Genomic DNA, 26,645 nt, shown 5'->3' with positions numbered 1-26,645 from the left:
TGCCCGCGATAGCAGTGTGTCAGCCTATGCATCTGGCACAGACAGACCGCTATCGCAGGCAAGCCAGCTCCCACATTTGTTTGTGTGATGTGGCAAAAATTGAAGCATGCAAAATAATTTGCAAATTTATCTTGCGCGCAAAACATTAGCGCTATACATTCGCCTCACCAACTACTTAGCGCGCAAACATTTAGCGCTACAAGCCCAAGAGGACCACACCATGCAAACTCTCTATACCGCAGTAGCCACCGCCACCGGCGGCCGTGATGGTCGTGCGGTTTCCAACGACAACATCCTCGACGTCAAACTCTCCACCCCCAAGGAATTGGGCGGCGCCGGCGGTCAGGCCACCAACCCTGAGCAACTGTTCGCCGCTGGTTATTCAGCCTGCTTTATCGGCGCGCTGAAATTTGTAGCCAGCCAGACCAAACGCAAGATCCCGGATGACGCTTCGATCACTGCCCACGTCGGCATCGGTCAAATCCCCGGTGGTTTCGGCTTGGACATCGACCTGCACATCAGCCTGCCGGGCCTGGATCAGGACGATGCACAAAGCCTGGTCGACGCGGCCCACCAGGTGTGCCCGTACTCCAACGCCACCCGCGGCAATGTGGATGTGCGCCTGCACGTCACGGTCTGATAAACAGACGCCCATAAAAAAACCCGACGCTAAGTCGGGTTTTTTTCGTAGCGGCGGGGCCAGAATTACTTCTTGGCGCGACCTTTGTACGAACCACCTTCACGGGTGTCGATCTCGATCATGTCGCCGATTTCGATGAAATCTGCAACAGCCAGCTCGGTACCGTTTTTCAGTTTGGCAGGCTTCATCACCTTGCCCGAAGTGTCGCCGCGAGCGGAACCTTCGGTGTAGTCAACCTGACGCACGATGGTGGTCGGCAGTTCTACGGAAACCAGACGGTCTTCGAAGAAGATCGCTTCGCAGATGTCTTCCATGCCTTCTTCAACGAACGGCAGAACGGCTTCGATATCTTCAGCGTTCAGCTCGTACATGGTGTAGTCAGTGGTGTCCATGAACGTGTAGGTGTCGCCGCTGATGAAGGACAGGGTCGCTTCTTTGCGGTCGAGGATTACGTCGTCCAGTTTGTCGTCGGCGCTGTAAACGATCTCGGTCTTGTAACCGGTCAGCAGGTTCTTCAGCTTGGTCTTCATGATTGCGCTGTTACGACCAGACTTGGTGAACTCAGCTTTCTGAACCAGCCAAGGGTCGTTTTCGAGACGGATCACTGTACCGGGTTTCAGTTCTTTACCAGTTTTCATTGCATATATCCGAAATTTGGATGGGATTTACAAAATTCAAGGTGGCGTATCATATCCAACTTTCATAAAACTGTACCAGCGCCGTCGCAAGATCGGCCTGCAAGGCCTGTTCCAGACACCAGGATTCGGCGTGTTGGCTGAGCTCTGGCCAGTGCTCCATAAGCATTTTCCACGGTTGCGCCATATCGCCCTGCGTGTTCCAGGCTTGCCACAGCGTGATCAGGGCCGCCCGCGCCGCCGGTGACAAGGCGGCGGTGTACAGCGCCAGAAACGCGTCGAGCTTGTCGAGGTGAATGTCTTCATCCTGCCGGTAGATGTGCCACAACAGCGGCCGGCCGGCCCATTGCGCCCGCACGAAGGAGTCTTCGCCGCGCACCGCATTGAACTCGCAGCACCACAGCAGGCGGTCATATTGGTCCTGGCGCACAAACGGCAGCACCTGCACCGTCAGGGCATCGCGCTGATGCACGTCGCCCACCGCCAGCCCCTCGACACCCAGCCAACGCTGCACATCACCCAGGATGCGTCCTTCCGGCACCAATAGATGGGTGGTACGCCCGTCCGTCGATAACACGTCCAGCCACGCGGCGAGCCCGGCGTTTTCGTAGGCAAACAGCGAGATCAGCCGCGCACCTGTTGCCGGAAATACTCCCAGGGTTTGCAGGAATTGTTGCTGCGCGCCGGCATCCTGCTGAAACGCCCGACGCTGCTCAAGCAGCCCCGCCTCACGCAACAGCCCGCCCGTACCCGGCCTGAAGCCAGGAAAGAAGAAGTACTTCTGCACGCCCTTGAACTTCACCGAAGGCAACCGGTGGCAGCCCACGACCCAATCCTCGGCGCTCAGGTAATCCAGGTTCATCCACAACGGCGGGCGTTCGCGCGCGGCCATGGCGTCCATATAGTCAGGCGGCAGTTGGCAAGCGAACGCGGCAATCACCACATCCGCTGCTGCCGCGCCCTGCCACTCGGCCGGCCAGTGGCGCACTTCGACGCCGGCCTGCCATTGCTGGCCAAGCTGTACGTCGACCTCGGGGCACATGCGCTCGAAAGCACGCAGGTCATCGACCCACAAACGCACGTCACAGCCATGTTCTGCCACCAGTTGCCGGGCCAGGCGCCAGGTCACGCCGATGTCGCCGTAGTTATCGACGACGCTGCAAAAAATATCCCAGCGGGCTTTCATTCCGGGCTCCAACGCTTAAAGGCTCGATTGTCCGTATAAATGCGCCGATGCAGAAGACTTGATCGCGATTATTCTGCACGATGGCTGTGCGACAATCGCCGCCACGCCGCAAATGCCTGCCAGGAGGCCGCCATGTCTGATCGTCCGTTGTCGTTGTTCAAGCTCAGTGCCGCCATCGCGTTTGGCGTATGGCTGGGGTTTGTCGCCCTTGCGCTGACCGCCTGGCTGGCGTCGCGCTACCTGTTCCCAGAAAGCCTGGCGCCGGTGGCGCAGGCGGTGCAACAACTGGGCAAGCCGGTGGAAGTGGCGCCTGAACAACCAAACCGTATGTTCGAGCAGTATCAACAGAACCTGCACAAGCAGGAACAGCAACAAACCCTGGACCAGGCCCGCAACAATGCGCGCAACCTGTCCAACCCCAAATGCCAGTTCTGGCTGCAACAGGACCAGAACGCCCCCAACGAAAAGACCCGGGCCAATGTCCTGCAATTCTGCGATTGATGACCATGAATAAACACGCCGTCCATTCACTGATCCTGGAAAAACTCAGCGTCGATCTCGACATCGCCCAACGCGCTGCGCAAACCGCCTACGAAACCGCGACCCACGAAGAAAACATCGCCGAGAACAAGTACGACACCCTGGGGCTGGAAGCGTCCTACCTCGCGGCCGGGCAAGCCAAGCGCGTCGAAGAGATCAAGCAGGCGCTGACGCTGTGCCAGAACCTGCCACTGCGGGCCTACGATGATCAACGGGGTATAGAAATTGGCGCGCTACTGGGCCTGGAAGACGAGAACGGCCGCCAGCAATGGCTGTTCCTCGCGCCGGATGGCGCAGGCTTGAAGGTGGATGTGGTGGGGCAACCGGTGACCGTCATCACCCCTCGCTCGCCCCTGGGCAAAAGCCTGCTGGGCAAGTTCGAAGGTGATGAGGTGGAGATTCTGGTGGCGGGCGCCCGGCAACACTTTACGGTTACCGAGGCCAAATAAGCCACTCAGTGGACGGGCAGTTCAACGCCTTCGAACAGCTCTTCCAGTTCCTGCTTGTTGTGGCACTGGATCGCCTTGGCCATGACTTCGCGAGTCAGGTGCGGGGCGAACTTCTCGATGAAGTCGCACATGAAGCCACGCAGGAAGGTACCGCGACGGAAGCCGATCTTGGTCACGCTGGATTCGAACAGCTCGCTGGCGTCGAGCACCACCAGGTCTTTGTCGAGGTTGGTGTCCACCGCCATCTTGGCGACGATGCCCACGCCCAGGCCCAGGCGCACGTAGGTCTTGATCACGTCGGCGTCGGCAGCGGTGAACACGACTTTCGGCGTAAGACCGCGATGGCTGAAGGCTTCGTCGAGCTTGGAACGGCCAGTGAAACCGAACACGTACGTCACGATCGGGTATTCGGCCAGGGCTTCCAGGGTCAGTTTCGGCAGCTTGGCCAGCGGGTGACCTTGCGGCACCACCACGCAACGGTTCCAGCGGTAGCACGGCATCATCACCAGGTCACCGAACAGCTCCAGGGCTTCGGTGGCAATGGCGAAATCGACGGTGCCATCAGCGGCCATCTCGGCGATCTGCATCGGCGAACCCTGGTGCATGTGCAGGGCCACGTCCGGGTATTGCTTGATGAAATCGCGGATCACCGGTGGCAACGCGTAACGTGCCTGGGTGTGGGTAGTGGCGATGGACAGCGTGCCCTTTTTCTCGTTGGAGAATTCCTGGGCGATCTGCTTGATGCTTTCGACTTTACGCAGGATCTCGCCAGCGGTGGTGATGATGCGCTCACCGGCCGGGGTCACACGGGTGAGGTGCTTGCCGCTGCGAGCGAATACTTCAACGCCCAGCTCGTCTTCGAGCAGGCGGATCTGCTTGCTGATACCCGGTTGCGAGGTGTAAAGGCTTTGAGCCGTAGCGGAAACGTTGAGGTCGTGGTGCGCCACTTCCCAGATGTAGCGCAGTTGTTGAAGCTTCATATGTATCCCTCAAAGCAGATAGACGCCACGGGTATCAGCGACGGTATATAACTATATTAAAGGTTAGACAGATAAATCTAGAACTTTTTATCGTTTTCTACCCTCACGTGTCGTCACTGCGTCGACGCTGTAGCGAGGGCACCAGGTAAACCGGCACCGTAGACAGTTGCAGCACCCGTGCAGCGGTGCGTCCAAGCGGTGTGGCCGCCGCCGTTGCATGGCTATGACTGCCGACGATCAACAGATCGACAGACAGTTTACGCAACTGGTCGAGTATCACCTCGCAGGGGTCCCCCTGGATCACCCGTACCGAGCGGATCAGCTTCAGGTCTTGCTCACCGTCCCCCAACTCCTCGCGAAAACTGTCCAGCACCCGTTGCTCGATGGTCGCCATGACCGTGGTCAGCCCCTGGCTCTGCCATTCACTCAGGGCCTTCTCATCAAGGTAGCTTTGCAACACCGATTCGGCGAACAGCCCGATGGGCTCGACCACATGGATCACATACAGGTCCGCCTTGAACGTTCGCGCCAGTGCCAGTGCGTGTTGCATCACATAAGGCGCATACAGACCGAGGTCCGTGGCGTACAACATCGAACGAATCATAGAACCCCCCTGGATAGCCAGGATGGCGGAGATTGAATGAGCTTAGCAGCGCATCAACGACTTCGATTGGCTTAGCTCTCGGTCTGACCCCTTACCTCATTGCTGATGCCGTGGGGCACATGCCCGGTGGCCACCACCTCCCTGGCTTTCTCGCAATGACCGGCCTGGTCATCGAAAAACACATCGGCGGCAAACGCCTCCAGAAAAGCGGATTTTTCCAGGCCGCCGAGAAACAACGACTCGTCCAGGCGGATGTCCCACTCGCGCAGGGTACGAATCACCCGCTCGTGGGACGGCGCCGAGCGAGCGGTGACCAACGCGGTGCGGATCGGGCACGCCTCCTGCGGGAACTCGCGCTGCAACAAATTGAGTGCCGCCAAAAAGCCCTTGAAGGGGCCGCCATGCAACGGCTGGCGCGCCGACTCCCGCTCGCTGGCCTGGAACGCCTCCAGCCCTCCGGCCTGGTACACACGCTCCGACTCATCGGAAAACAGTACCGCATCGCCGTCAAACGCGATGCGCAGTTCGTCGCTGCTCGCGCGGTTCGGGCCGCCGGACAAAATCGTCGCCGCGGCAAAGCCAGCATCGAGGGCGCTGCGTACATCTTCAGCATGGGTCGAAAGAAACAGATGGCAACCGAAGGCCGCCAAATAAGGATAGGGACTACGCCCGCCTACGAAAGCGGCGCGGGAAATATCCAGGCCGTAGTGCTGGATCGAATTGAACACCCGCAAGCCGGTGTCGGCACTGTTGCGCGACACCAATACCACTTCGACCCGGGCACGACCGAGGCTGGCGTTGAGGCTCAAGAGCTTTTTGACCAGCGCAAACGCATCGCCGGTCGCGAGGACTTCTTCCTCATGTTCGATCTGGTATTGGCGGTACGCCTCCACACCCTGGGCCAGGTAGACCTTGTGGCTGTCGCTCAGGTCGAACAGCGCCCGCGAAGAAATCGCCAGCACCAGTTTGTCGCCCAATCCCTTCGCCATCGTATGCCCTCCGAATCAGCGGTTATGCCGATCAATAAAACTCAACGCCTGATACAGCGCCTGTATCCGTGGCAACTCGCAACCGGCGGCCTTGGCGGCGGCTAACGGCCGTGCGTAGATGGCGGCCAGTTCCAGCGGGCGCTTGTGGACATGGTCGTGGTACATGCTGGGCAGGTAATCGTCCATGGTTTCGGTCATGGCGAACATCTGTTCGGCGTAGCTGGCAGGGATCTCATGGCCGCAGGCGTGGGCGCCCGCCACGACTTCGGCCATCAGCGCCTGGATCAGTTCGCGGCTGGACTCATCGGCCATCATCGCCGTCGTACCCGTGCCCAACAACACCGAAAGGCCGTTGTACGGCACGTTCCACACCAGCTTGTGCCAGCGTGCCTGATGCACATTGGCCATGGCCTGGGACTCGATGCCCGCCTGGTGGAACAACGCCGCGCCGGCGTCGACAATCGCCTTCTGCTGCGCTTCATCATTGGCCGCGGTGCCGCTGTGATAACCCAGGTTGACCCGGCCCAGGGCCTGATGCTCAACCACGCCGGGCCCGGAACGGTGCACGCCGATGTAGCACAAGCCGCCCAGCAGATGCAGCGAAGCGGGCAGGTGTTCGCGCAGGCTGTCTTCGACATCCAGGCCGTTTTGCAGGAGCACCACCTTGGCATCCGGCGCCGCGACCTGGGCGATGGTTGGGGCCAGGTCCACGTTGCCGGTGGATTTGGTGCCCACCAGCAGCCAGTCACACGGTGGCATATCGGCGGCGCTGGCATAGGCCTGCACCGGCTGCAGATGCAAAGGGCCGTGCACGCTGCTATTGATGCGCAGGCCCTGCTTGCTGACCGCCGCGTACTCGCTGCGCAGCAGGAAGTGCACGTCAAAGCCGGCACGGGCCAGCATCACGCCGTAGAAACCACCGATAGCGCCGGTGCCGATGATGCCAATGCGTGGCGATGGTGCGGTCATGGCAGATCCTCTGGAATGCGGGTAAGGGCTAGATTGATGCTGTCGGCAAGGTCGGATGCTGTAAGGCGCGTCTGCAATTGCCCAAGAAACTGACCCTCGCACACCACGAACAACGCCGGCAAATGAAAGATCTGGTAGCGTTCAACCGCGCCGCCGTTGTGGCCGGCGTCCACCCAGCACACGCGGTCCACCGGCAATGACCAACCGGGTAACTGCTGGCGTGCCCAACGGCAACTGGAACACCCCACGCTGGTAAACACCAGCAGAGAAAGGCCTGGCAATCCCAGCAATTGCTGGTCAATATCCAGGTCGGTCAATTCCAGTTCCTTCACTATACTGCTGCTGCCGCCGTCAACAGGACGGTGCTCGGAGTCCGTGTACATGGGTCGTTTTTTACCTCACCCTGATGATGTCGCTGTCGAGTTAACACAACGTCCCTCCCCCGCCATTCCCCGTCAACGCCTGCTCACGATCGGCCTGGGCGGCATCGCCTGCCAGTGGCCGCGCGCCTGGCGCCAGGGTACGGCGGTTGACCTGCACATTCCCTCCCTGGGGCCCAGCGCGCGTTATCCGGGCTACGTGGCATGGTGCCGCAAGGTCGCGGACGGCTATCGCATCGGCATCGCGTTTACCGATGAGCATGCCCTGTTTGGTGCACGGATGGGTGAGCAAGCATGCCGGATAGAGCGCTATTGCCGCCAGCACGAAGACGCCGAACCGACGCCCGAACAATTCGAAGCCCTGGCGCGCGAGTGGGTGTCGCGCCATGCCGTCGAGTTCTCCCATGAGGCCTTTGCGGCGCCAGCACTGGATTAAAGCGGGCTTTGCCCATTGTCGCGGGCCCGTGTTACGCGCTAAGGTTCCTCCCCCCTGCATTCAAATCATGCTGTGCTCCGCCGCACGGGGATGGCTGGCGGCCGGCACCCGTGACCCTGACGAGTAAACGATGGCTGATTTACCGATCAATGACCTAAACGTCGAATCCAACGAGACCCTGATCACGCCCGATCAGCTCAAGCGCGAAATCCCCCTGAGCGACGCTGCCCTGCAGACCGTCACCAAGGGCCGCGAAGTCATCCGTGAGATTCTCGACGGCACCGACCATCGCCTCTTCGTCGTCATCGGGCCTTGCTCGATCCACGACCTCAAGGCGGCCCACGAGTACGCCGAGCGCCTCAAGGTGCTGGCGGCGGAAGTGTCCGACACCCTGTACCTGGTGATGCGCGTCTATTTCGAGAAACCGCGTACCACCGTCGGCTGGAAAGGCTTGATCAACGATCCGTACCTGGACGACTCGTTCAAGATCCAGGACGGTTTGCACATCGGCCGTCAGCTGCTGCTGGACCTGGCTGAAATGGGCCTGCCCACCGCCACCGAAGCGCTGGACCCGATCTCCCCGCAGTACCTGCAGGACCTGATCAGTTGGTCGGCCATCGGCGCACGCACCACCGAATCCCAGACCCACCGCGAAATGGCGTCCGGCCTGTCGTCGGCCGTGGGTTTCAAGAACGGCACCGACGGCGGCCTGACCGTGGCGATCAACGCGCTGCAATCGGTCTCCAGCCCGCACCGTTTCCTGGGGATCAACCAGGAAGGTGGCGTTTCCATCGTCACCACCAAAGGCAACGCCTACGGTCACGTGGTCCTGCGCGGCGGCAACGGCAAGCCCAACTATGATTCGGTCAGCGTTGCCCTGTGCGAACAGGCGCTGAACAAGGCCAAGATCAAGCCGAACATCATGGTCGATTGCAGCCACGCCAACTCCAACAAGGACCCGGCGCTGCAACCGCTGGTGATGGAGAACGTCGCCAATCAGATCCTGGAAGGCAACCAGTCGATCATCGGCCTGATGGTCGAGAGCCACTTGAACTGGGGTTGCCAGGCCATTCCAAAAGACCTGGCCGACTTGCAGTACGGCGTGTCGATCACCGATGCCTGCATCGACTGGGCGGCCACCGAAAACACCCTGCGCAGCATGCACGCCAAGCTCAAGGACGTCTTGCCGAAACGCAAACGCACCTGAACCCGCACTGCGCACACAAAAACGCCGGGCTAAGCCCGGCGTTTTTCATGGTGCTGTTTTAATGCCTTACAGCTTCGCCGCATGGCGCTGGTGGCGCTCCATGTAGCGTTCGACATAGGAGCAGGACGGGATCACCGTGTAGCCGGACTCTTCGGCAAACTTCAGGGCTTCCTCGGTCAGCGCCGCTGCAATACCCCGGCCGCGCAGTGCGTTGGGCACGAAGGTCCGATAAATATCCAGGGTCTGCTTCCCGAGGTCCATGTAGGTCAGGTAGGCACGATGACCGTCCACATTGGTCTCGAACTGATGACCAGCCTGGTCATGGTGGATGGACAACGCCTCGCTCATCACTACTCCTCGCGGGTCTTGGATTTCGACCCCTACCTTACCGATGTTTTCCCGGCGAAGGAACATCTACGCCACCCCGTGCCGGTTTCGACAACGAGAAACCTCTAGCGCTCACAACCAGCACGTAGGGAATAGTAGGCACCAATCCTGAAATTGCTCAAGGCGCGCTCATCATCCCCCCGCCGCTGGCGGTTATAGAAAGGGCATCGATCAACCGGTGATCGATAGCCTGAACATTGCCGGCAGTTGAAGCTTGAGACGAACAGGCGCTCTTAAAGTCACCTCTACATGCGTAAAAGATGCGAGACGGGGTAACGCCAAGCGGAACAAAAGAACAGGTGCCGATATATAAATATCTTTCCACGTACCCAGCCCGACGCATGCGGGCCGTAGCTTTCAGACGGGATCCAATGCACATCCGATTGAAAAAAATTGAACGGTTTTTATACAAACCTTCAAAAGATTAGCCAAAATAGATTCGGCGCGAGAATTTTTTTTGCTTCTTGCGCTACGTCAGTTTACTTACTACAAGTAATGGGTAGTATGTACGCCGGCTTTTGCTCACTCTGAGCAAGTAGCTATTTAATAGAAAGTCCTTGAAGGGGAACACGATGAACAACGTTCTGAAATTCTCTGCTCTGGCTCTGGCCGCAGTTCTGGCTACCGGTTGCAGCAGCGTCTCCAAAGAAACCGAAGCTCGTCTGACTGCAACTGAAGACGCAGCAGCTCGCTCCCAGGCTCGTGCAGACGAAGCCTACCGTAAAGCTGATGAAGCTCTGGCTGCTGCTCAAAAAGCACAACAGACTGCTGACGAAGCTAACGAGCGCGCTCTGCGTATGCTTGAAAAAGCTAGCCGCAAGTAATAATCCCTCGGGGTTGTTATCAAGCCGATCCATTTATGGGTCGGCTTTTTTATTGCCTGGGATTCGGCACTGAACTCCAGGCAATAAAAAAGCCCGCCTCAGCGCAAGACCGTGGCGGGCTTTTGATCCGGCAGCTTTACTGCTGCAGATCGATCGGGGCACTGGCGGCGATCGGCGCGCCACCGGGCACACCGATTTCAGTCGGCAAGCCGTCTTCCGCGGCGACCACATCACGCACCTGATCCCAGTTCACCCGCAGGTTATTGGCCAGGTCTTCGCGCATGAGCAAGGCGTTGATCACTGCCGTGTGCTTATCGACCACCGACGGCGTGCCGTCATCATTCAACGGCGTGTGCGCTTCAAGGTAAACCTTGCCGCCGCTGCTGCCGAACTTGTAGGCATCGTTGATGATGCGCACCGACGTGCCCACCGGCACCATGCCGGCCATTTCCAGTACGTTGTTGTTGAACATGCGGAAGCAGCCGTGGCTGGTCCGCGTGCCGATGCCAAATTTCATGTTGGAGCCGTGGATCAGATAACCCGGCGTGCCCAGGGTGAACTTGAATGGCCCCAGCGGATTGTTCGGGCCGGCAGGTACCACGTTGGGCAACGGATCGCCATTGGCGGCGTGCTCGGCCTTGATCGACGCAGGCGGGGTCCAGGTCGGGTTCGGCGTCTTCGCGATGATGCTGGTATGGGCGATGGGCGAGCCCCAGCCTTCACGACCAATCCCCAGCGGGAAGGTGTAGACGACGTTCTGCCCCTTCGGGTAGTAGTAAAGCCGGTATTCCGCCAGGTTGATCACGATGCCTTCCCGTGGGCCGGGCGGCAGGATGAAGCGCGTCGGCAACACGATCTCGGTGCCAGCACCCGGCAGCCAGGCATCCACACCCGGGTTGGCCGCGACCATCTCCGAGTAGCCCAGGTCGTAGGTGGTGCCCAGGTCGGCAAAGGTGTCTTCGTACTTGGCCTTGATCACCTGGACCTGGCCAACGATGTCTTCGCCCGGTGGTGGCAATGGCAACTGCAGGGCCGCTGCAGGACCGGCTGCGCAAACGGCAGCAAGGGACAGGCAGCAGGTGACGACGGAGAGGCGCGACAACATCCGGAAAATCCTTCGCAGAACGACGGGTAGGAAAAAACTGATTGTATACGTGAAGCACGCCGGGAGCATCCATCTGCCCCCGAGACTACTCGAAGCGCAGCTCCGGCCAGATCAGCGGCGTGCCGCGCTTCTGGGATTCGAGGATCGCCCGACACAACGGGCACAGCCGCTGGTCCTGGAAAATCGCACGATCCACCGATGACCAACGAGGCTGGGCTGGCAGCAAGGTGCCGCATAACGTGCGGTCAATCGTGCCGCCCAGCTCCAATTGGCGTGCCACCAGATGCACCCGGACTTCCTGGCAGGCGAACAGATCCAACTGCTCGTCAGGCTCGATCAGTTGGTAGTTGAACAGGGACCAGGCAGGGCGTGACATCGGGGGCTCCAGATCGGGGGGGCGCCACCTTAGCCGAAAGCCTGCCGGTAGAAAAGCGTCATAACAGCGGTTTTAGCGTCGGCCAGACATTTTCCAGCAACTTGCCCTGGGCGCCGACCGCCGGGTGCAGCCCGTCAGCCTGCATCAACTCCGGGTGGCCACCGATACCTTCAAGGAAAAACGGCACCAGCGGCACGGCTTTTTCCTTGGCCAGGCTGCCGTACACTTCAGCAAAGGCGTTGGTGTAGCGCGGGCCGTAGTTCGGCGGCAATTGCATGCCCAGCAACAGCACCTTGGCGCCAATGGCCTTGGACTGGTCAATCATCGAGGCAAGATTTTGTTGCAATTGCGCCGGAGGCTGACCACGCAGGCCGTCATTGCCGCCCAGTTCGATGATCACCAGTTCCGGTTTATGCTCTGCAAGCGCCGCCGGCAGCCGCGCGAGGCCCCCGGCACTGGTGTCGCCGCTGATGGAGGCATTGACCACTTTATCGTCGAAACCTTCGCGCTTGAGCCGTTGTTCGAGCAGCGCGACCCACCCTTTGCTGGTATCCAGGCCGAAACCGGCACTGATACTATCGCCAACGATCAGGACTGTACCCGCCGCTGCGCTCTGGGCCACGCACATCAAGGCCAGGCCAGCACTCAAAAACCACATTCGCATCGGATTCTCCATGGGCGCAAGCATTCTCACCGCGCGGAACCTTAGCAAAGTGGTTCCCAGCGCGGAAGGTGAACTGACTATCCTGCACGAACTGAGCCTGGAACTGAACAAGGGCGATAGCCTGGCTATCGTCGGCAGCTCCGGTTCCGGCAAATCCACCCTCCTCGGCCTGCTCGCCGGCCTCGACCTGCCCAGCAGCGGCGAAGTCACCCTCGCCGGCCAAGCCCTCAGTACGCTGGACGAAGACCAGCGCGCACGCATCCGTGCCGAACACGTGGGCTTTGTGTTCCAGTCGTTTCAACTGCTCGACAGCCTCAACGCCCTCGAAAACGTCATGCTGCCGCTGGAGCTGGACGGCCGCAAAGACGCCCGCGAGCGCGCCCGGCACCTGCTCGAACGTGTCGGCCTGGGCCAGCGCCTGACCCACTCGCCCCGCCAGCTGTCCGGTGGCGAGCAGCAACGCGTGGCGATTGCCCGCGCCTTCGCCGCCGAACCGGACGTGCTGTTTGCCGATGAACCCACCGGCAACCTCGACAGCCACACCGGCGAGCGCATCAGCGACCTGCTGTTCGAACTGAACAAAGAGAGCGGCACGACCCTGGTGCTGGTGACCCACGACGAGCGCCTGGCACACCGCTGCCGACGCCTGATCCGCCTTGAAGCCGGCCTGATGGTCGCGCCCCTGGAGCCTTGATGGCACGTTTGCCGCTATTGCGTCTGTTCAGCCTGGCCATGCGCCAACTCCTGCGCGATGCCCGCGCCGGTGAATTGCGCGTGTTGTTTTTCGCCCTGCTGGTGGCGGTGTCCGCCAGTACGGCCATCGGTTACTTCGGTGCGCGCCTCAACGGCGCCATGCTGTTGCGCGCCACCGAGTTCCTGGGGGCCGACCTGGTGCTCGAAGGCAGCTCGCCCGCGCGTCCCGAACAAATCAGATCCGGCACCGAGCTGGGCCTGGACCATGCACGCATCGTCGAATTTTCCAGCGTTATCGCCACCGACAATGGCATCCAGCTCTCCAGCATCAAAGCGGTCAACGAGCAGTACCCACTGCGCGGCGAACTGAAAAGCGCCGCCGAGCCCTTCGCCGAAGAAACCCCAGGTGGCGGCCCGAAACCCGGCGAAGCCTGGGTGGAGGCACGCCTGCTGACGGCGCTGAGCCTGAAAGTCGGCGACAGCATCGACGTGGGCATGAAGACCCTGCGCCTGGCCCGCATCCTGACCTATGAACCCGACCGTGCCGGCAACTTCTACAGCCTTACGCCACGCGTGATGATCAACCTGGCCGACCTGGACGCCACCGGCGTGGTCCAGCCCGGCAGCCGCGTCAGCTACCGCGAACTGTGGCGCGCGCCACCCGACAGCACGACCCTGCAAACCTATCGCGACCTTATCAAGCCGGGCCTCGCCGCCAACCAGCGCTTGCAAGACTCGCGGGACGGCAACCAGCAGATCGGCGGCGCCCTGGGCAAGGCCGAACGCTATTTGAACATGGCCAGCCTGGTCGCCGTACTGCTGGCCGGCGTGGCCGTGGCGTTGTCGGCCAACCGCTTCGCCAGCCGCCGTTTCGACGCCAGCGCACTGCTGCGCTGCCTCGGTTTGTCGCGCCGCGAAACCATGCTGCTGTTCAGCCTGCAACTGAGCGTACTGGGCTTGCTGGCCAGCCTGACGGGCGCCCTGCTCGGCTGGCTGGCGCAATTTGGCCTGTTCTACTTCCTGCACGACCTGCTGCCGGCCGACGTACCGCCCGGCGGCCTGTTGCCGGCCGTCGCCGGAATCGGCACCGGGCTGGTCGCCCTCGCCGGTTTCGCCCTGCCGCCGCTGGCCGCACTGGGCCGCGTACCACCCCTGCGCGTGTTGCGCCGCGACCTGCTACCCATCGCCTCCAGCACCTGGATGGTCTACGGCGCAGCGCTGTTCGCCCTGGGCCTGATCATGTGGCGCCTGAGCCTCGACCTGGTGCTGACCTTCGCCTTGCTCGGCGGCGGGGTGATTGCCGCACTGATCCTCGGCGGCCTGCTCCTGCTGTTGCTGCAAAGCCTGCGCAAGCTACTGGCGCGCGCATCACTGCCGTGGCGGCTGGGGCTGGGCCAATTGCTGCGCCACCCACTGGCGGCAGCCGGCCAATCCCTGGCGTTTGGCCTGATCCTGCTGTCGATGGGGCTGATCGCCCTGTTGCGTGGCGAGCTGCTCGACACCTGGCAGAACCAGTTGCCCAAGGACGCCCCCAACTACTTCGCACTGAACATCCTGCCCGCCGACACCGACGCCTTCAGTGCTCGCCTGCTGACCTTGCAGGCCCAATCGGCGCCGCTGTACCCGGTGGTCCCAGGGCGCCTGATCAGCATCAATGGCGAAGCGGTACAGGCGATTGTCAGCAAGGACTCCAGCGGAGACCGTGCCGTGCAGCGCGACCTGAGCCTGACCTGGGCCGCCGACCTGCCACCGGGTAACGTCCTCACGGCCGGGGCCTGGTGGTCGTCGCAGCCAACGGATGAGATTCCCGGGGTATCGGTAGAGGCCAAGGTCGCTGAAAGCCTCAAGCTCAAGCTCAATGACCACCTGGTGTTCACCGTCGCCGGGGAAAACCGCGAGGCGCGCGTCACCAGCTTGCGGACCATCAACTGGGATAACTTCCAGCCTAACTTCTTCATGATCTTCCAGCCTGGCACCCTGAAGGACCTGCCGGCCACCTACCTGACCAGCTTCTACCTGGCCCCTGGGCATGACCAACAGATCGTCGATCTATCCCGGGCGTTCCCGGCGGTGACCATCCTGCAAGTCGAGGCCTTGCTGGAGCAATTGCGCAGCATCCTCGCCCAGGTGACCTTGGCGGTGGAGTACGTGCTGTTGTTTGTATTGGCAGCCGGGATGGCGGTGCTGTTCTCCGGTTTGCAGGCCACCCTGGATGAGCGAATCCGCCAGGGCGCATTGCTGCGGGCACTGGGTGCCGAACGCAAGCTGCTGATCAAGGCACGGCGTATCGAGTTCGGCTTGCTGGGCGCGGTCAGCGGGCTGCTGGCGGCGCTGGGCACGGAACTGGTGACGCTGGTGTTGTACCGCTATGCCTTTGATCTTGCCTGGCACCCTCACCCGTGGCTGTTGCTACTGCCGGTGCTCGGTGCCGTGCTGATCGGTGCTGCCGGCGTGTTCGGCACGCGCCGCGCACTGAACGCCAGCCCACTGACCGTGCTGCGCGAAGGCTGACACGCCGACGGCCCGTACCCCGCAGGTACGGGCCGTCCTGGCCTACTTCACATACTCGATCGCGGTAATCCACCAGCAGGCCTCGCCATTTGGCGTCTGCACCATGGCCTCATCGTCGACTTCCTTGCGCAGCAGCGCCCTGGCCATGGGGGAATCGATGGAGATGTAATCCATCCGGTCATAGATCTCGTCATAGCCCACGATGCGAAAACGCTTGGTCTCGCCTTGCTCGTTTTCAATATCGACCCAGGCGCCGAAAAATACCCGTCCTTCCTGCTCCGGCATATATTCCACCACCCGCATATCTTCCAGGCGCTTGCGCAGGTAGCGCACGCGACGGTCGATCTCACGCAGCAGCTTCTTGTTGTACTGGTAGTCCGCGTTCTCGCTGCGATCCCCCAGGGACGCCGCCCACGTCACTTTGCGTGTGGTATCCGGGCGCTTTTCCCGCCACAGGTAATCCAACTCTTTTTTCAGCGCTTCATGACCTTCTTTGGTAATCAGCTTGGTGCTCAAACGCCTTCATCCCCGGAAAATGCTCATTGACCCCACTACGCCATTGCATCAAGGCATGGCGTCGGCGAACAGAGCCTGATGATAAATGAACAGGGAAAAGTAGCCAGGCCCGCGGACAAACTGCATCACGTCGACATCGAACGAAGATCGACCATCGATGCCGTGCGCTCGGTACCGTCGAAATCGCCCACCACTTGATCCAACTCAGGGAGCATGACCTGCATGCGCTGACGCAAACCGGAAAACTGCAAAAGCATGGCTGCCAACTGCTCGCCTTTGCGATGAACCACCAACTCTTGGGCGTGCACCTGGGCCACACGCTTCTCAAGGGCATCGGTTCGCTCATCCATTTGCTGCTGCGCCTGTTGATAGACGGCCGAGGCACTCGCCAAGCGACCTTCACGATTCTCCAAGGCCTGCGTCCGCATTTGCAGGGCGGTCTCGTTTTCCTGGGTTCGGCTCGCCAACTCCTGGCGCTTTTGCTCAAGCTCAGCCTGGCCTTGCTGCAGTTGAACTTGCCACTGCTCAAGTGCTGCCTCTTTCTTGAGTACCACCATTTTCTGTTGGGTCAGCTCCTGGGCGACGCGCGCAAGGCTGGTCAGCGTGCTATCCACCTCAAACAATGACGGGGCTTCAATTGACGCGCCCAGCGTTTCAAATGGCGGCTCACTCAGTGGCAAAGGTGCACGGGGAACCTCAGCCGTCGGCTCAAGCATCGCCGGCTGGGGCGGTTCAGGCCTGCTTGCAGCCTGGGGCGGCGATACCATTTGAGAAGAGAAACGAATGGAAGGCACTACCACAGCAGTGCTTTCAATAGCGGGTGACGCGGGAGCCGATGTTCCCAAGGTAATGACTTTCATCACCAGGGCTTTCTTGATGATCAGGGAGTGGTGATCCTCTGGCCGTGCCGGGGGTAACTTGCAGCCTTTCAAGTCGATGAAGTGATAAGGCGTCTGGGTATCGGTAGCGCCACTGGCTTTCACCCCAGAGGCCGCCCACGTCAATATCTGCTTGAATACCTGCATCGCCAGTTGCAAATCGGCTTGCACATCGACACCACCCAAATAATAACGCTCAAGTTTCTTACGCAAGGCTGCGATATATACCCGGGAACTACCTGGCTCCGCCTCTTCATCCAGGCTATACACCAGAAAGTTTGAACTGATCTGAGGCACGGCAAAACCACAAAGCAGTGCGCCATTGATCGGAGCATCCGCACCGGAGCGTGCAAGAACAAGGGTACGTAGAAGCATCATGATTGTTGGGCCTCGCGCCAATGAATAAACTTCAAATAAACATCAAATAAACATTCCACCATCAAACACCACTCACAAAACAATTGTTTCAGCGAGCTGCAAGGCTGAACGTAGGAGTAATCTTATTCATCCCCCTGCGCGTTTCCAAGCCCCTGCATTGAACGTACTATTTTTTAACCCGAGCCCCGACACACGTCAACCAAAGCGCTTGCCTCTTCATATATATTGCGAAACTAATGCAGCAGAAAAGCATAATGATCGAGATAAGTAACCTGACCAGAAAATTGGGCAAACAGCATGTTATCAACGATCTTTCATTGGTGGCCCAAAGCCAAGAATGCATAGGTTTGTTCGGGCATGGAGGCGCGGGTAAAACGGCACTCCTGAAGCTGATGGCCGGCCTGCTCAAACCCTCTTCCGGGCACGTGAGCATACTGGGGTTCAATACACGAACCCATCGGCTTCAAGTAGCCCAGGCGGTAGGCTACCAGCCTGAACCCGGCATCAACCATTCGACGATGTCTGTCGCAGGTTTCCTCAACCTTATCGCCACTTTTCGCAGGTTCGGCGGCGCCGAAAAACGCAAACGCCTTGACCGGATCACCATGCAACTGGAGCTGTCGGCCGTACTCAACGAACCGCTCAACGCACTCCCCATGGGGTTGCAACGCAAGGTTGCGCTGGCGCAAGCCATCTTGCATGACCCCGGCGTGCTGTTGCTGGATGAGCCAACCGAGGGCCTTTCCCCGTATCAACAGTGCAAAATTCGCGCGCTCATCCAGACGCTGGCCGAAGAGATGACCGTGATTGTCGCCACCCGGGATTGTGATGCGCTGTCGGGAATCTGCACCCGCGCCCTGGTCATTGGCGGGGGCCGCCTGCTGGCAGACACCCCCTTGCCCGAGCTACAGCGCAGCTCTCGGTACTACGGGGCAGTCACCCTGGCAGCGGATACGCCGCTGGACCTGCTGGCATTGGCCGTACTGCCGGGTGTTGCCGGCATTGAGGAGGACCGCCGTAGCCCTGGTACCGTCACCGTTCTCGCCATGCCGGGCCACGCCATCTACCCCCCGATCAGCGCCCTGATTGCCAAACGCGGCTGGCAAATAACCGCACTGAACCTGGAGCCTGGCCGCCTGAACGACGTCGTCCATCACTTAAGCCAAGGGGCGTCCCTTTGAATATGCTGCCGTCTATTATCAAGCGCCAACTTGCCCGCTACCTCTGCGCGCCAGCAACCTACTTGAGCATCGCAGTTTTTCTGGCACTTTCAACTACGCTTGGACTACACAACAGCCAGTTACTGGAGCAAAACAGCACTGACCTGCAAGACTTTTTCCAATTACACCCCTGGCTGTATCTGTTATTAATCCCCGCACTCTCTACGCAACTCTGGGCCGACGAACATGAAACGGGCCTTAGTGATTTACTCATCACACTGCCTGTGACAAACGCCGAATTGATCATCGGTAAATTCTTCGCTGCCTGGGTCATAACTGCAATGACACTGGCATTGACACTGCCCATTGTCGTGATGGTCAACCTTTTAGGGAGCGCAGACAACGCCGTGATTGCCACGCAATATCTGGCCAGCTGGCTGCTCGCCGGAAGTTATCTTTCCATCGGCTGTCTTATATGTGCCCTGAGCCGTCATCATCTGATTATATTCATACTAACCTTGAGCATTCTGCTGGTGATCAGCGGACTTTCCAGTGTACTGGATGCACTGGAGCACCAAGCCCCAATCTGGGTAATCGATAGTGTGGCGTCCTTAAGCCCACTGTCACGCTTCACTCAGATTGATCACGGCGTGATTGTTCTTCGAGACTGTCTTTACTTTATCAGCGTCATAGTGGCCTCGCTCGCTGCGACGACCGTCATCCTCAACTACAAAAACAGCTGAGAGGGAGCGTTCTCGATGCGATCCGCACTGCACGCCGGTATGACACTGGTGGTCCTACTGTTGGTTTTCCTGGCCTTTAACCTGGTGTGGGTCGTTAAACTGCCTGATCTGCGCTGGGACGTCTCACACTCGAAAACCAATACTCTATCGGCGCCTGCACAGCAATTACTGGCATCCCTGGACAGTCCGCTGGATCTTTATTACTTCAATTCAAACGGTCACCCGAAAAAAAGCCACGCCACCCAACGCTATGCCAAGCGCGTAGAGGAAACGCTCAAGGCGTTCGAAGTGGCAGCACAGGGCATGATCAATCTGCACATTATCGACCCAGGCGCTTTTTCAGAGGACGCCTACAGGGCAGGGCTCTATGGGCTGGAAGACGAAGCGGGATTCTTTGGCCTCATTGGCACCCGAGACGGTCAGGCCGCGCAACGCATTACATCGTTCAGCGCCGACCGTGCAGCGTTGCTGGAATATGAAATCGGCCACTTGATCAACCAGTTACTCCACCCGCAACCGCCAGCCATCGGCCTGCTATCCGGGCTGCCGATCAAGGAACTGGCCGGCCCCCTGCTACAGGACCTGCAGCGGCACTTGAGCGTGGTAGAGCTGGAGCCGAGCGTGCACCGCGTGCCGGCGCACATCAAAGCGCTCATGCTTGTGCACCCTCGGACGCTACCTGAACAGGCCTTGTACGCCATTGATCAATTTGTACTGGGTGGTGGCAAACTGATGGTGTTTATCGACCCACTGAGCGAACAGGGTTCAAGGCAACAAGCCCTTAACCCTCGGCTGGAGGCGCTGCTGTCCAGCTGGGGCATCCGTATGCCGGCCGGCCAGGTGTTGATCGACAGTCGCTATGCCACGCAAGCGCCCTTGGGGACCGTTCCCACCACACTGAGCCTGCCCAGGCAGGCAATGGCCGCAAACGATATCAGCACCTGGAAACTGGACGCTGTCAGCGTATCGAGCAGCGGCGCCCTCTTCCCCCTCGACAAGCACCGCACACGCTTCACCCCCCTGCTGTACAGCTCCGAACAGTCTGCATTGCTGGAGGCCGGCAAGGTTGGCAAATCGTCCGATGCTGGCGAACCGTCTCCAGGCGGGGAACGTCACGTGATCGCCGCCCGCCTTGAGGGGCCGGCCTATTCGGCGTTTCCCGACGGTATTGGTGGCCAAGCCCCCGGGTTGCAGAAGGCGGCGCAGATTCAGGTAGTGGTGGTGGCGGACACAGACTTGCTCGTGCGCCCGTCAACTCGATCGACGCCCCACAGCAACAGCCTGTTTGTATTGAACACATTGGATAACCTGGCAGCGCCTCAAGCGCTTGCCGACATACGCCCACGGCCACTGACGGAATACGCGCTGCATGGCCTGGAGAACCAGCGCAAGGCCACCGCACGCGCCTACCAGGAACAGGCACGCGAACTGGAGCGGCGCCTGGCGCAAACAGAATACGAGTGGCAGCGCTTGAACCCAGCCGTGACAACCTTGGGTACCGAAACCGTCAATACCAATGCCCAATTACAAGCGCACAACAAGGAGCGCCTGCGCCTGGCGATGGAACTGCATGCACTGAAAGTGGCGGTATATGCGCCGCTGGATCGCCTGGTGCAAAACATCAAGCTGGGGGTGAGCGCACCGATACCCATACTGCTCTGCCTGACGGCCTGGGGCCTGTATCTGCGACGGCGGCGTCGACACGTAACACCGTGAAACGACTTAGCGACGCGCGATCAGCCCTTGCCTGGCAACGCGTGTCAGGTGACGGATCACCTCATCGGCGTCAGCGGCGCTGGGTGCCTGGATGACCGCAAGGTCAAAGCTGTTATTGGCAAAACGGGCGAGGGAATCGCCGTCTTCGACAAACTGGATCAGGAACGCCGAAGGCCGGCCGGTACGACGCGGCCAGCCATCCAGGTAACGCAGCAGCGTCGGCTGGTGTTTGCCGCCCAAGAGGATTTTCGGGTTGCGCTGAGTCAGGTCAGCGGTGATCGGGGCCAAGCGTATGAGGGGGCGTAGTGCGGTCATCGTGTCGTGTCTCTGCCTCAAAAGTCTGCGGGCAGGTGAGAGGCAACACCGAACCAGCGCTTTAGCGGAATTTCGAAGCAAAGTGATTGCTTCTGTCGGGACCGATAACGGCCACCCATGGCGCCCCGCAATTAGCTGTTTAAATCGGCGCATGAGCGGGCATCCTAGAGAAGCCGACGGGGCCATGTCAAGAATTGCGCGCAACGAAAAGGCCCGCACATGGCGGGCCTGGATAGGGTGTTGCAGGTGGCTCAGTTGGCGATGGCGCGGTCGGCAGACAGCTTGCCGGCACCTTCGAACAACACGGCCAGCGAGCCGCCCAGCAAGGCCAGTGCAAACTCATAACCATTGTTGGCCATGAACAGACCGTTGTGGATATGCACCGAGAAGATCGCGACCACCGACAGAATGGTCAGGCCCAAGGCCGCTGGGCGTACCAGCAAACCAATGATCAGCGCCAGGCCGGCAAAAAATTCAGTACCGCCGGACAACAGTGCCATCAAAGTACCCGGCGCCAGGCCGATGCTTTCCATCCACTGGGCAGTGCCTGCCAGACCATAGCCGCCAAACCAGCCGAAGAGTTTCTGCGAACCGTGAGCGGCAAAAATCACGCCGACAACAATACGCACAATGGTCAGGCCGTAACCGGCGCGGGTGGACAGCAGGTTTTTGATCAGTGGGCTCATGGGGGTAATCCTTTTCGATGTAGGGGTTGGTTGGCCGCTATATTAATCAGTTTATGGAATGATAAAAGCCGAAAAAATGCCTGATTAATATCGATTAAATCGATTGCTTCCGTGAGGCGATTTTCGGCACCGGTGGCTCCAGGGACTCCCGCTCCCGATCGAATGCCAAGTAGTATTTGTTGACGCTATTAACATAGCTGACGCTGCCCATTCCCACCTGCTCCATGGCAATACGCTCAACCTGGAAGAACCACTGGTTGGGGTTCAGCCCCCGGCGCTTGGCCTCGGTGCGCATCCCCTGCACCCGCTCCGGGCCCATGTTGTAAGCCGCCAAGACAAACGCCATGCGCTCGCGCTCGTTGAGCTTGGGGCTGGCGAAGAATTTGCGGCGGATCATCGCCAGGTAGCGAGCGCCCGCCTGCACATTGCTGTCCAGGCTTTCGATGTTGTTGACACCCACCCGCTGCGCCGCCGACGGGGTTATCTGCATCAGCCCGGTGGGCCCGCCACTGTTGCGTGCGCCGGGGTCGAGGGCGGACTCCTTGAAGGCCAGCGCGGCAAGGTTCAACCAGTCCATGCCCTGCTCGCGGGCGTGCTTTTGCAAGACCGGACGCAGTTTTTCCAGGCGCTGGCGGTCTACACGCGCCAGCGGATTGCGCACTTGATACAGGCGGCGGTAGATGCGCTGGAACGCCACATCCTGGTCGGAAGGCGTGTGATAGGTCTTGAGGAATCGATCAATGCTCGCGCGCAGCATCGACGCGTCCTGGCGTACGAACCAGTACTCGTCGCCCGGTTCGCTGATGGCCACCTGCTTGTCGAAGCGCAGCTTGGGCAAGATCTTCGACCACCGTTCGGCAATCGGCTTCTCCACAATGGTCAGGTGGAAAATACCCGCGTGGACCATCTCCAGCACATCTTCCACGGCCAGGGTCGGATCAACCCATTCCACTTTCACCGGCGGCTGCTTGTGCAGTGCCAGCTTCTGGTTGACCTGGTTGATGGCGTCCGCCGCCGCACTGCCGGTGGTCAGCGCCAGGGTGCGCCCGGACAGTTGCTCCAGCTTGGTAAACCGCCGTTCGCCCTTCACCCCCACCAGCCATAACGGTACGCCGCTGGCAATCGGGTCACTGGTGCTGATCTTGTGCGCGGCCTTGACGTCGAGCAGTTCACCGGGGGCGACCAAGTCACCTTCGCCACGGGCCAGGGCGCCGAGCAACTGGTCCTTGGCCTTGGGAATGATCTTGAGGTTGATCTCCTGGCCATCGCGGGCGTGGCCGTTGAGGTATTGCTCAAAGGCGCGCAGGCGATGGTATTCGACGCCGATGGCCTGGCCTTGCACTTCGCCGGAACTGTTGCGGCTCTGGTTGACCAATACACGCAGGGTACGGCTGGCGCGAATTTCCGCCAGGTCGCGGACCTTGCCGGGCTTGGTCACTTCCAGCGGCCCGTCGAGACGCGCGACCGCCGTCATGGGCAGCAGCAACGTCAGGCACAACATAAGAGACGCCGAGGGTCGGATCATCCGCTCTCCGGAAAGAAAACTGGCCAACGCCCTCGCGAAATACGAGGCGGTGGGGGTCAGAAACAGAGCGCTTTCAGCGCTGGCAAGACGCGCAACGGTGACACAGGGCAAAGCGTTCAGCCAACCACGATGTCGGTTGCGACGTTCAAAGACAGCGATAACTCGTTGTAGTTCTTCGTTTTTCTTATAAATCTACAGCTCTGATATGCTTTCCGGCCGCAGGCGGAGATAGCACCATGCAACTCATTGATATCGGCGTCAACCTGACCAACCCCAGTTTCGACGAGAAGCACCAGGCCGTGCTCGACCGTGCCTACGCCGCTGGCGTGCAACAATTGATCCTCACCGGCACCAGCCTCGACGGCAGCGAACAGGCCCTGGAACTCTGCGTAAAACTCGATGAAAGCGGCCAGCGCCTGTTCAGCACCGCCGGCATCCACCCCCACTCCGCCAGCGACTGGAATGGCGACAGCGCCCAGCGCCTGCGCGGTTTGCTCAGCGAAAGCCGCGTGCGTGCGGTGGGCGAATGCGGGCTGGATTTCAACCGGGATTTCTCCCCCCGCCCGCAACAGGAAAAAGTCCTCGAAGAACACCTGGCCCTGGCCGTCGAGCTGAAACTGCCGGTGTTCCTCCACGAACGTGACGCCAATCAGCGCCTGCTGGACATCCTCAAGGACTACCGCGACCACCTGAGCGCCGCCGTGGTGCATTGCTTCACCGGCGAGCAGCAGGCGCTGTTCAGCTACCTCGACCTGGATTTGCACATCGGCATTACCGGCTGGATCTGCGACGAGCGCCGTGGGACGCACCTGCACCCGCTGGTCAGGGAAATTCCCCGGGGTCGCCTGATGCTGGAAAGCGACGCGCCCTACCTGCTGCCGCGCACCCTGCGGCCCAAGCCGAAAAACGGCCGCAACGAACCGGCCTATCTGCCCGAAGTGCTGCGCGAAGTCGCCCTGCATCGCAACGAGACCGAGGAAGACCTGGCCGAGCACAGCAGCGCCTGTGCCCGCGCGTTTTTTGGCTTGCCCGCCGTGGAGTAATGCGGCGCATTGACCCATGTCAAAAGCGCTTTCCTGAATAGCGGCACAATACTGGCACCTTGCCAATGCTGTTTCCGCTATCAGAGAAAACCTTCCATGGGTGCCTGGCTTAGCAACATCTCGCTGAAGTACAAATTCTGGGCCGTCAACGCGGTCGCTTTCATCACCACCTTGTTGCTGGTGCTGTACGCCGTGCAGCTCGAACAACAAGCGCGCAGCGACGCTTCCCAAGCGTCGGCGCAGGCCCAGGCGCGCGTGCTCAGCGCCTGGCCAGCCGGCACACCGTTGCCCAAGGGCGAGCACTGGCTGGCCTTTTCCCGTGGCCAAGTCCCACAACTGGCGGATCAGGATCTGACAGCCCTGGGCAGCGCCACGGGCTGGGTCGAACTCAACCACATGCCCTGGTTCGGCGAAAACCCACTGCTGGGCGCCGACGTGGTGGCCCGCGCCGACGGCCAGTACGTTGCGGTGCTGGCCTACGCGCCAAGCTTGAGCCAGGTCTTTGAAGATCGCTTTGCCAACTACGCCGTCGCCGTCGCCATCCTGATGCTGGCGATGCTCGGTGCATCGCAGTTGCTGATCCGCTTCCTGCTCAGCCAGCTCAACACCCTCAAGGACGTGATGCTGCACGTGGAAAAAACCGGCGACCTCTCCGCCCGTGTGCCACTGGCGTGCAAGGATGAAGTCGGGCAGATGGCCAGCGCCTTCAACGCCATGCAGGCCGGCTACCAACGGGTGGTCAACACCGTGGCGCGCACCGCCCAGCAACTGGATGACGGCGCCGCACGCCTGGCCAGCAGCATGAACGAGGTGCAACACGGCATGCTCGGCCAGCAAAGCGAAACCGACCAGGCCGCCACTGCCATCAACGAGATGACCGCCACCGTCTACCACATCGCCCAACACGCCGGCGCCACCCGCGACCTGTCCCAGACCGCCGACTCCCTCGCCGGCAGCGGCCAGGAAGTAGTGACCCGCGTGCAACGCTCGATTGCCGGGCTGTCCACCGGCGTGCAGCAGACCGCCGAGATGATCCAGAAACTGGCCGAAGACAGCCAGAAAATCAACGGCGTGGTCGGGGTGATCCACAGCATCGCCGAACAGACCAACCTGCTCGCCCTCAACGCCGCCATCGAAGCCGCCCGCGCCGGCGAAATGGGCCGTGGCTTTGCGGTGGTCGCCGACGAAGTGCGCAACCTGGCCAAGCGCGTGCAAAGCTCCACCGACGAAATCACCCGAATGGTCTCCGCCCTGCAAGCCGGCACCCGCGACGCGGTGGACTTTATGCAGGAAAGCTCGTTCAAGGCCGATGACTGCGTGCAACAAGCCCTCGAAGCCGGTAACGCCCTCGCCGAAATCACCAGCGCCGTGGCGCAGATGCGCGAGAGCAACACCCAGATCGCCGTCGCCGCCGAGCAGCAAAGCCATGTGGCAGAAGAGATGAACCGGGCAGTGGTGAGCATTCGCGACGTCACCGAAAACACCGTGCAACAAACCGTGGAGTCGGCAACCACCAGTAATGAGCTGGCGACCTTGGCGGGCGAGTTGAGCAAGGCCATTGGGCAACTTAAGTTGTAAGTTAACGCAGGCTGGCTCTCGCTCTGGCTCTCGCTCTGGCTCTGGCTCTGGCTCTGGCTCTGGCTCTGGCTCTGGCTTTTCAGCTTTTGATCTTAGGCGCCCCGTCAACCACGCTGGCCGAACGCAGGCTTGAATCCGTGGGTAACCCGGCAGGACGCCGGGTTAGCCGTCCTGGGCCAAGGATGGCCCATGACGGCGGCCCACGGATTCAAGCCGGAGTGAGGGCACACCGAGCCTAAGCGAGGTGCCGAGTGGTGGGGCGAGGACCTTTTGCTTACTTTTGGGTCCCTCCAAAAGTGAGCCGCTGTAAGAGCGGAACCCTAAGTGGCCGTTACCGCAGCAACGGATATGTACTCCGACCCAAAGCCCTCCAGCGCCTCACACATAGCTATCGCAGGCAAGCCAGCTCCCACATTTTGAACCGGTTTACACCCGGTAAAAATCGCCCGGCCGTCACGGGTACAGCAGCAATGCTGAAAGTTGTGCAGATCCCTATAGCCCCCATAGCCAGCCTTGATTCGCCGCCCCGCCC

Annotated in this window: 29 protein-coding genes; 13 read left to right on the top strand and 16 right to left on the bottom strand. The window is 60.4% G+C overall.

Annotation, left to right across the window (positions count from 1 at the left end; genetic code table 11):
* Nucleotides 1-220: 220 nt before the first annotated feature.
* A complete protein-coding gene (locus tag J1G37_RS09660; protein WP_207041376.1) occupies nt 221-640 on the top strand; it encodes an organic hydroperoxide resistance protein in 420 nt (139 codons plus the stop codon).
* Between the two features lie 65 nt (nt 641-705).
* On the opposite strand, the gene J1G37_RS09655 is transcribed toward J1G37_RS09660, so the two are convergent.
* Together J1G37_RS09655 and earP are read right to left on the bottom strand one after the other, a co-directional pair.
* On the bottom strand, nt 706-1,278 hold the full coding sequence (locus J1G37_RS09655; RefSeq protein ID WP_017734414.1) for an elongation factor P: 573 nt from the start codon (nt 1,276-1,278) through the stop codon (nt 706-708).
* Nucleotides 1,279-1,327: 49 nt separating this feature from the next.
* Nucleotides 1,328-2,461: an elongation factor P maturation arginine rhamnosyltransferase EarP gene (gene earP / locus J1G37_RS09650; RefSeq protein ID WP_207041375.1), complete on the bottom strand. Its 1,134-nt coding sequence runs from the start codon at nt 2,459-2,461 to the stop codon at nt 1,328-1,330.
* 132 nt (nt 2,462-2,593) lie between these two features.
* Between earP and J1G37_RS09645 the strand changes: the two genes are divergently transcribed.
* Both J1G37_RS09645 and J1G37_RS09640 read left to right on the top strand, forming a co-directional pair.
* Nucleotides 2,594-2,962 carry a hypothetical protein gene (locus J1G37_RS09645; RefSeq protein ID WP_207041374.1) on the top strand — a complete coding sequence of 123 codons (369 nt, stop codon included), beginning with the start codon at nt 2,594-2,596 and terminating at the stop codon, nt 2,960-2,962.
* Between the two features lie 5 nt (nt 2,963-2,967).
* On the top strand, nt 2,968-3,450 hold the full coding sequence (locus J1G37_RS09640; RefSeq protein ID WP_124527714.1) for a GreA/GreB family elongation factor: 483 nt from the start codon (nt 2,968-2,970) through the stop codon (nt 3,448-3,450).
* Nucleotides 3,451-3,455: 5 nt separating this feature from the next.
* Here the strand turns inward: J1G37_RS09640 and cysB are convergent, their stop codons facing one another.
* The 5 genes from cysB to J1G37_RS09615 all read right to left on the bottom strand — a co-directional run bounded on the left by cysB (nt 3,456) and on the right by J1G37_RS09615 (nt 7,375).
* Nucleotides 3,456-4,430 carry an HTH-type transcriptional regulator CysB gene (gene cysB, locus J1G37_RS09635; RefSeq protein ID WP_017734418.1) on the bottom strand — a complete coding sequence of 325 codons (975 nt, stop codon included), beginning with the start codon at nt 4,428-4,430 and terminating at the stop codon, nt 3,456-3,458.
* A 103-nt stretch (nt 4,431-4,533) separates the two neighbouring features.
* Nucleotides 4,534-5,034 (bottom strand): universal stress protein, encoded by a 501-nt coding sequence (locus tag J1G37_RS09630; protein ID WP_207041373.1) that lies wholly within the window; start codon nt 5,032-5,034, stop codon nt 4,534-4,536.
* A gap of 71 nt (nt 5,035-5,105) precedes the next feature.
* Nucleotides 5,106-6,023, bottom strand: coding sequence for a 5'-nucleotidase (locus J1G37_RS09625; RefSeq protein WP_207041372.1), 918 nt, complete (start codon nt 6,021-6,023; stop codon nt 5,106-5,108).
* 15 nt (nt 6,024-6,038) lie between these two features.
* Nucleotides 6,039-6,992 carry a putative 2-dehydropantoate 2-reductase gene (locus J1G37_RS09620; RefSeq protein WP_207041371.1) on the bottom strand — a complete coding sequence of 318 codons (954 nt, stop codon included), beginning with the start codon at nt 6,990-6,992 and terminating at the stop codon, nt 6,039-6,041.
* Nucleotides 6,989-7,375, bottom strand: coding sequence for a thioredoxin (locus J1G37_RS09615; protein ID WP_207041369.1), 387 nt, complete (start codon nt 7,373-7,375; stop codon nt 6,989-6,991). Before J1G37_RS09615 ends, J1G37_RS09620 begins: the two co-directional genes overlap by 4 nt.
* On the opposite strand from J1G37_RS09615, the gene J1G37_RS09610 reads away from it, so the two are divergent.
* Nucleotides 7,374-7,808 carry a PilZ domain-containing protein gene (locus J1G37_RS09610; protein WP_017734423.1) on the top strand — a complete coding sequence of 145 codons (435 nt, stop codon included), beginning with the start codon at nt 7,374-7,376 and terminating at the stop codon, nt 7,806-7,808. The genes J1G37_RS09615 and J1G37_RS09610 overlap by 2 nt on opposite strands.
* Before the next feature lie 130 nt (nt 7,809-7,938).
* Nucleotides 7,939-9,015: a 3-deoxy-7-phosphoheptulonate synthase gene (locus J1G37_RS09605; RefSeq protein WP_124527136.1), complete on the top strand. Its 1,077-nt coding sequence runs from the start codon at nt 7,939-7,941 to the stop codon at nt 9,013-9,015.
* A gap of 66 nt (nt 9,016-9,081) precedes the next feature.
* Here the strand turns inward: J1G37_RS09605 and J1G37_RS09600 are convergent, their stop codons facing one another.
* The gene (locus J1G37_RS09600) at nt 9,082-9,363 is read right to left on the bottom strand and encodes a GNAT family N-acetyltransferase (protein ID WP_003233387.1); all 282 of its coding nucleotides are present in this window, start codon (nt 9,361-9,363) and stop codon (nt 9,082-9,084) included.
* Between the two features lie 611 nt (nt 9,364-9,974).
* Between J1G37_RS09600 and oprI the strand changes: the two genes are divergently transcribed.
* Nucleotides 9,975-10,226, top strand: coding sequence for an outer membrane lipoprotei OprI (oprI, locus tag J1G37_RS09595; RefSeq protein WP_003172710.1), 252 nt, complete (start codon nt 9,975-9,977; stop codon nt 10,224-10,226).
* Between the two features lie 136 nt (nt 10,227-10,362).
* Here the strand turns inward: oprI and J1G37_RS09590 are convergent, their stop codons facing one another.
* The 3 genes from J1G37_RS09590 to J1G37_RS09580 all read right to left on the bottom strand — a co-directional run bounded on the left by J1G37_RS09590 (nt 10,363) and on the right by J1G37_RS09580 (nt 12,371).
* Nucleotides 10,363-11,331: a L,D-transpeptidase family protein gene (locus J1G37_RS09590; RefSeq protein ID WP_207041367.1), complete on the bottom strand. Its 969-nt coding sequence runs from the start codon at nt 11,329-11,331 to the stop codon at nt 10,363-10,365.
* Nucleotides 11,332-11,416: 85 nt separating this feature from the next.
* Entirely contained in the window at nt 11,417-11,707 is a 291-nt protein-coding gene (locus J1G37_RS09585; RefSeq protein ID WP_192298733.1) for a hypothetical protein, read from the bottom strand.
* 58 nt (nt 11,708-11,765) lie between these two features.
* Complete coding sequence (locus J1G37_RS09580; protein WP_207041365.1) at nt 11,766-12,371, bottom strand: arylesterase; 606 nt, start codon at nt 12,369-12,371, stop codon at nt 11,766-11,768.
* A 10-nt stretch (nt 12,372-12,381) separates the two neighbouring features.
* Here J1G37_RS09580 and J1G37_RS09575 point away from each other — a divergent pair, with 10 nt between their 5' ends.
* Complete coding sequence (locus tag J1G37_RS09575) at nt 12,382-13,065, top strand: ABC transporter ATP-binding protein (protein WP_005786391.1); 684 nt, start codon at nt 12,382-12,384, stop codon at nt 13,063-13,065.
* Nucleotides 13,065-15,575 (top strand): ABC transporter permease, encoded by a 2,511-nt coding sequence (locus J1G37_RS09570; RefSeq protein ID WP_207041364.1) that lies wholly within the window; start codon nt 13,065-13,067, stop codon nt 15,573-15,575. Before J1G37_RS09575 ends, J1G37_RS09570 begins: the two co-directional genes overlap by 1 nt.
* A 42-nt stretch (nt 15,576-15,617) precedes the next feature.
* On the opposite strand, the gene greB is transcribed toward J1G37_RS09570, so the two are convergent.
* The gene (gene greB / locus J1G37_RS09565) at nt 15,618-16,091 is read right to left on the bottom strand and encodes a transcription elongation factor GreB (protein WP_207041362.1); all 474 of its coding nucleotides are present in this window, start codon (nt 16,089-16,091) and stop codon (nt 15,618-15,620) included.
* Between the two features lie 125 nt (nt 16,092-16,216).
* Nucleotides 16,217-17,347: a hypothetical protein gene (locus J1G37_RS09560; RefSeq protein ID WP_207041360.1), complete on the bottom strand. Its 1,131-nt coding sequence runs from the start codon at nt 17,345-17,347 to the stop codon at nt 16,217-16,219.
* Between the two features lie 254 nt (nt 17,348-17,601).
* On the opposite strand from J1G37_RS09560, the gene J1G37_RS09555 reads away from it, so the two are divergent.
* Genes J1G37_RS09555 through J1G37_RS09545 form a run of 3 tightly spaced genes read left to right on the top strand, consistent with a single transcriptional unit; the run spans nt 17,602 to nt 20,966 of the window.
* Complete coding sequence (locus tag J1G37_RS09555; protein WP_207041358.1) at nt 17,602-18,528, top strand: ABC transporter ATP-binding protein; 927 nt, start codon at nt 17,602-17,604, stop codon at nt 18,526-18,528.
* Nucleotides 18,525-19,250: an ABC transporter permease gene (locus J1G37_RS09550; protein ID WP_207041356.1), complete on the top strand. Its 726-nt coding sequence runs from the start codon at nt 18,525-18,527 to the stop codon at nt 19,248-19,250. Before J1G37_RS09555 ends, J1G37_RS09550 begins: the two co-directional genes overlap by 4 nt.
* Nucleotides 19,251-19,265: 15 nt before the next feature.
* On the top strand, nt 19,266-20,966 hold the full coding sequence (locus J1G37_RS09545; RefSeq protein WP_207041354.1) for a Gldg family protein: 1,701 nt from the start codon (nt 19,266-19,268) through the stop codon (nt 20,964-20,966).
* Nucleotides 20,967-20,972: 6 nt separating this feature from the next.
* Here J1G37_RS09545 and J1G37_RS09540 read toward each other — a convergent pair whose 3' ends face one another.
* The 3 genes from J1G37_RS09540 to J1G37_RS09530 all read right to left on the bottom strand — a co-directional run bounded on the left by J1G37_RS09540 (nt 20,973) and on the right by J1G37_RS09530 (nt 23,492).
* Complete coding sequence (locus J1G37_RS09540) at nt 20,973-21,281, bottom strand: hypothetical protein (RefSeq protein ID WP_026136480.1); 309 nt, start codon at nt 21,279-21,281, stop codon at nt 20,973-20,975.
* A gap of 251 nt (nt 21,282-21,532) precedes the next feature.
* The gene (locus J1G37_RS09535) at nt 21,533-21,967 is read right to left on the bottom strand and encodes a DoxX family protein (RefSeq protein ID WP_207041352.1); all 435 of its coding nucleotides are present in this window, start codon (nt 21,965-21,967) and stop codon (nt 21,533-21,535) included.
* Nucleotides 21,968-22,061: 94 nt separating this feature from the next.
* Complete coding sequence (locus J1G37_RS09530; protein WP_207041351.1) at nt 22,062-23,492, bottom strand: transglycosylase SLT domain-containing protein; 1,431 nt, start codon at nt 23,490-23,492, stop codon at nt 22,062-22,064.
* Between the two features lie 236 nt (nt 23,493-23,728).
* On the opposite strand from J1G37_RS09530, the gene J1G37_RS09525 reads away from it, so the two are divergent.
* Nucleotides 23,729-24,535 carry a TatD family hydrolase gene (locus J1G37_RS09525; RefSeq protein ID WP_207041349.1) on the top strand — a complete coding sequence of 269 codons (807 nt, stop codon included), beginning with the start codon at nt 23,729-23,731 and terminating at the stop codon, nt 24,533-24,535.
* 96 nt (nt 24,536-24,631) lie between these two features.
* Nucleotides 24,632-26,113 carry a methyl-accepting chemotaxis protein gene (locus J1G37_RS09520; RefSeq protein ID WP_207041347.1) on the top strand — a complete coding sequence of 494 codons (1,482 nt, stop codon included), beginning with the start codon at nt 24,632-24,634 and terminating at the stop codon, nt 26,111-26,113.
* Nucleotides 26,114-26,645 lie beyond the last annotated feature (532 nt).

It is taken from the genome of Pseudomonas sp. Marseille-Q1929 (genome assembly GCF_017316265.1).
Taxonomy (GTDB): domain Bacteria; phylum Pseudomonadota; class Gammaproteobacteria; order Pseudomonadales; family Pseudomonadaceae; genus Aquipseudomonas.
This window is presented reverse-complemented; position numbering and strand designations above follow the sequence as displayed.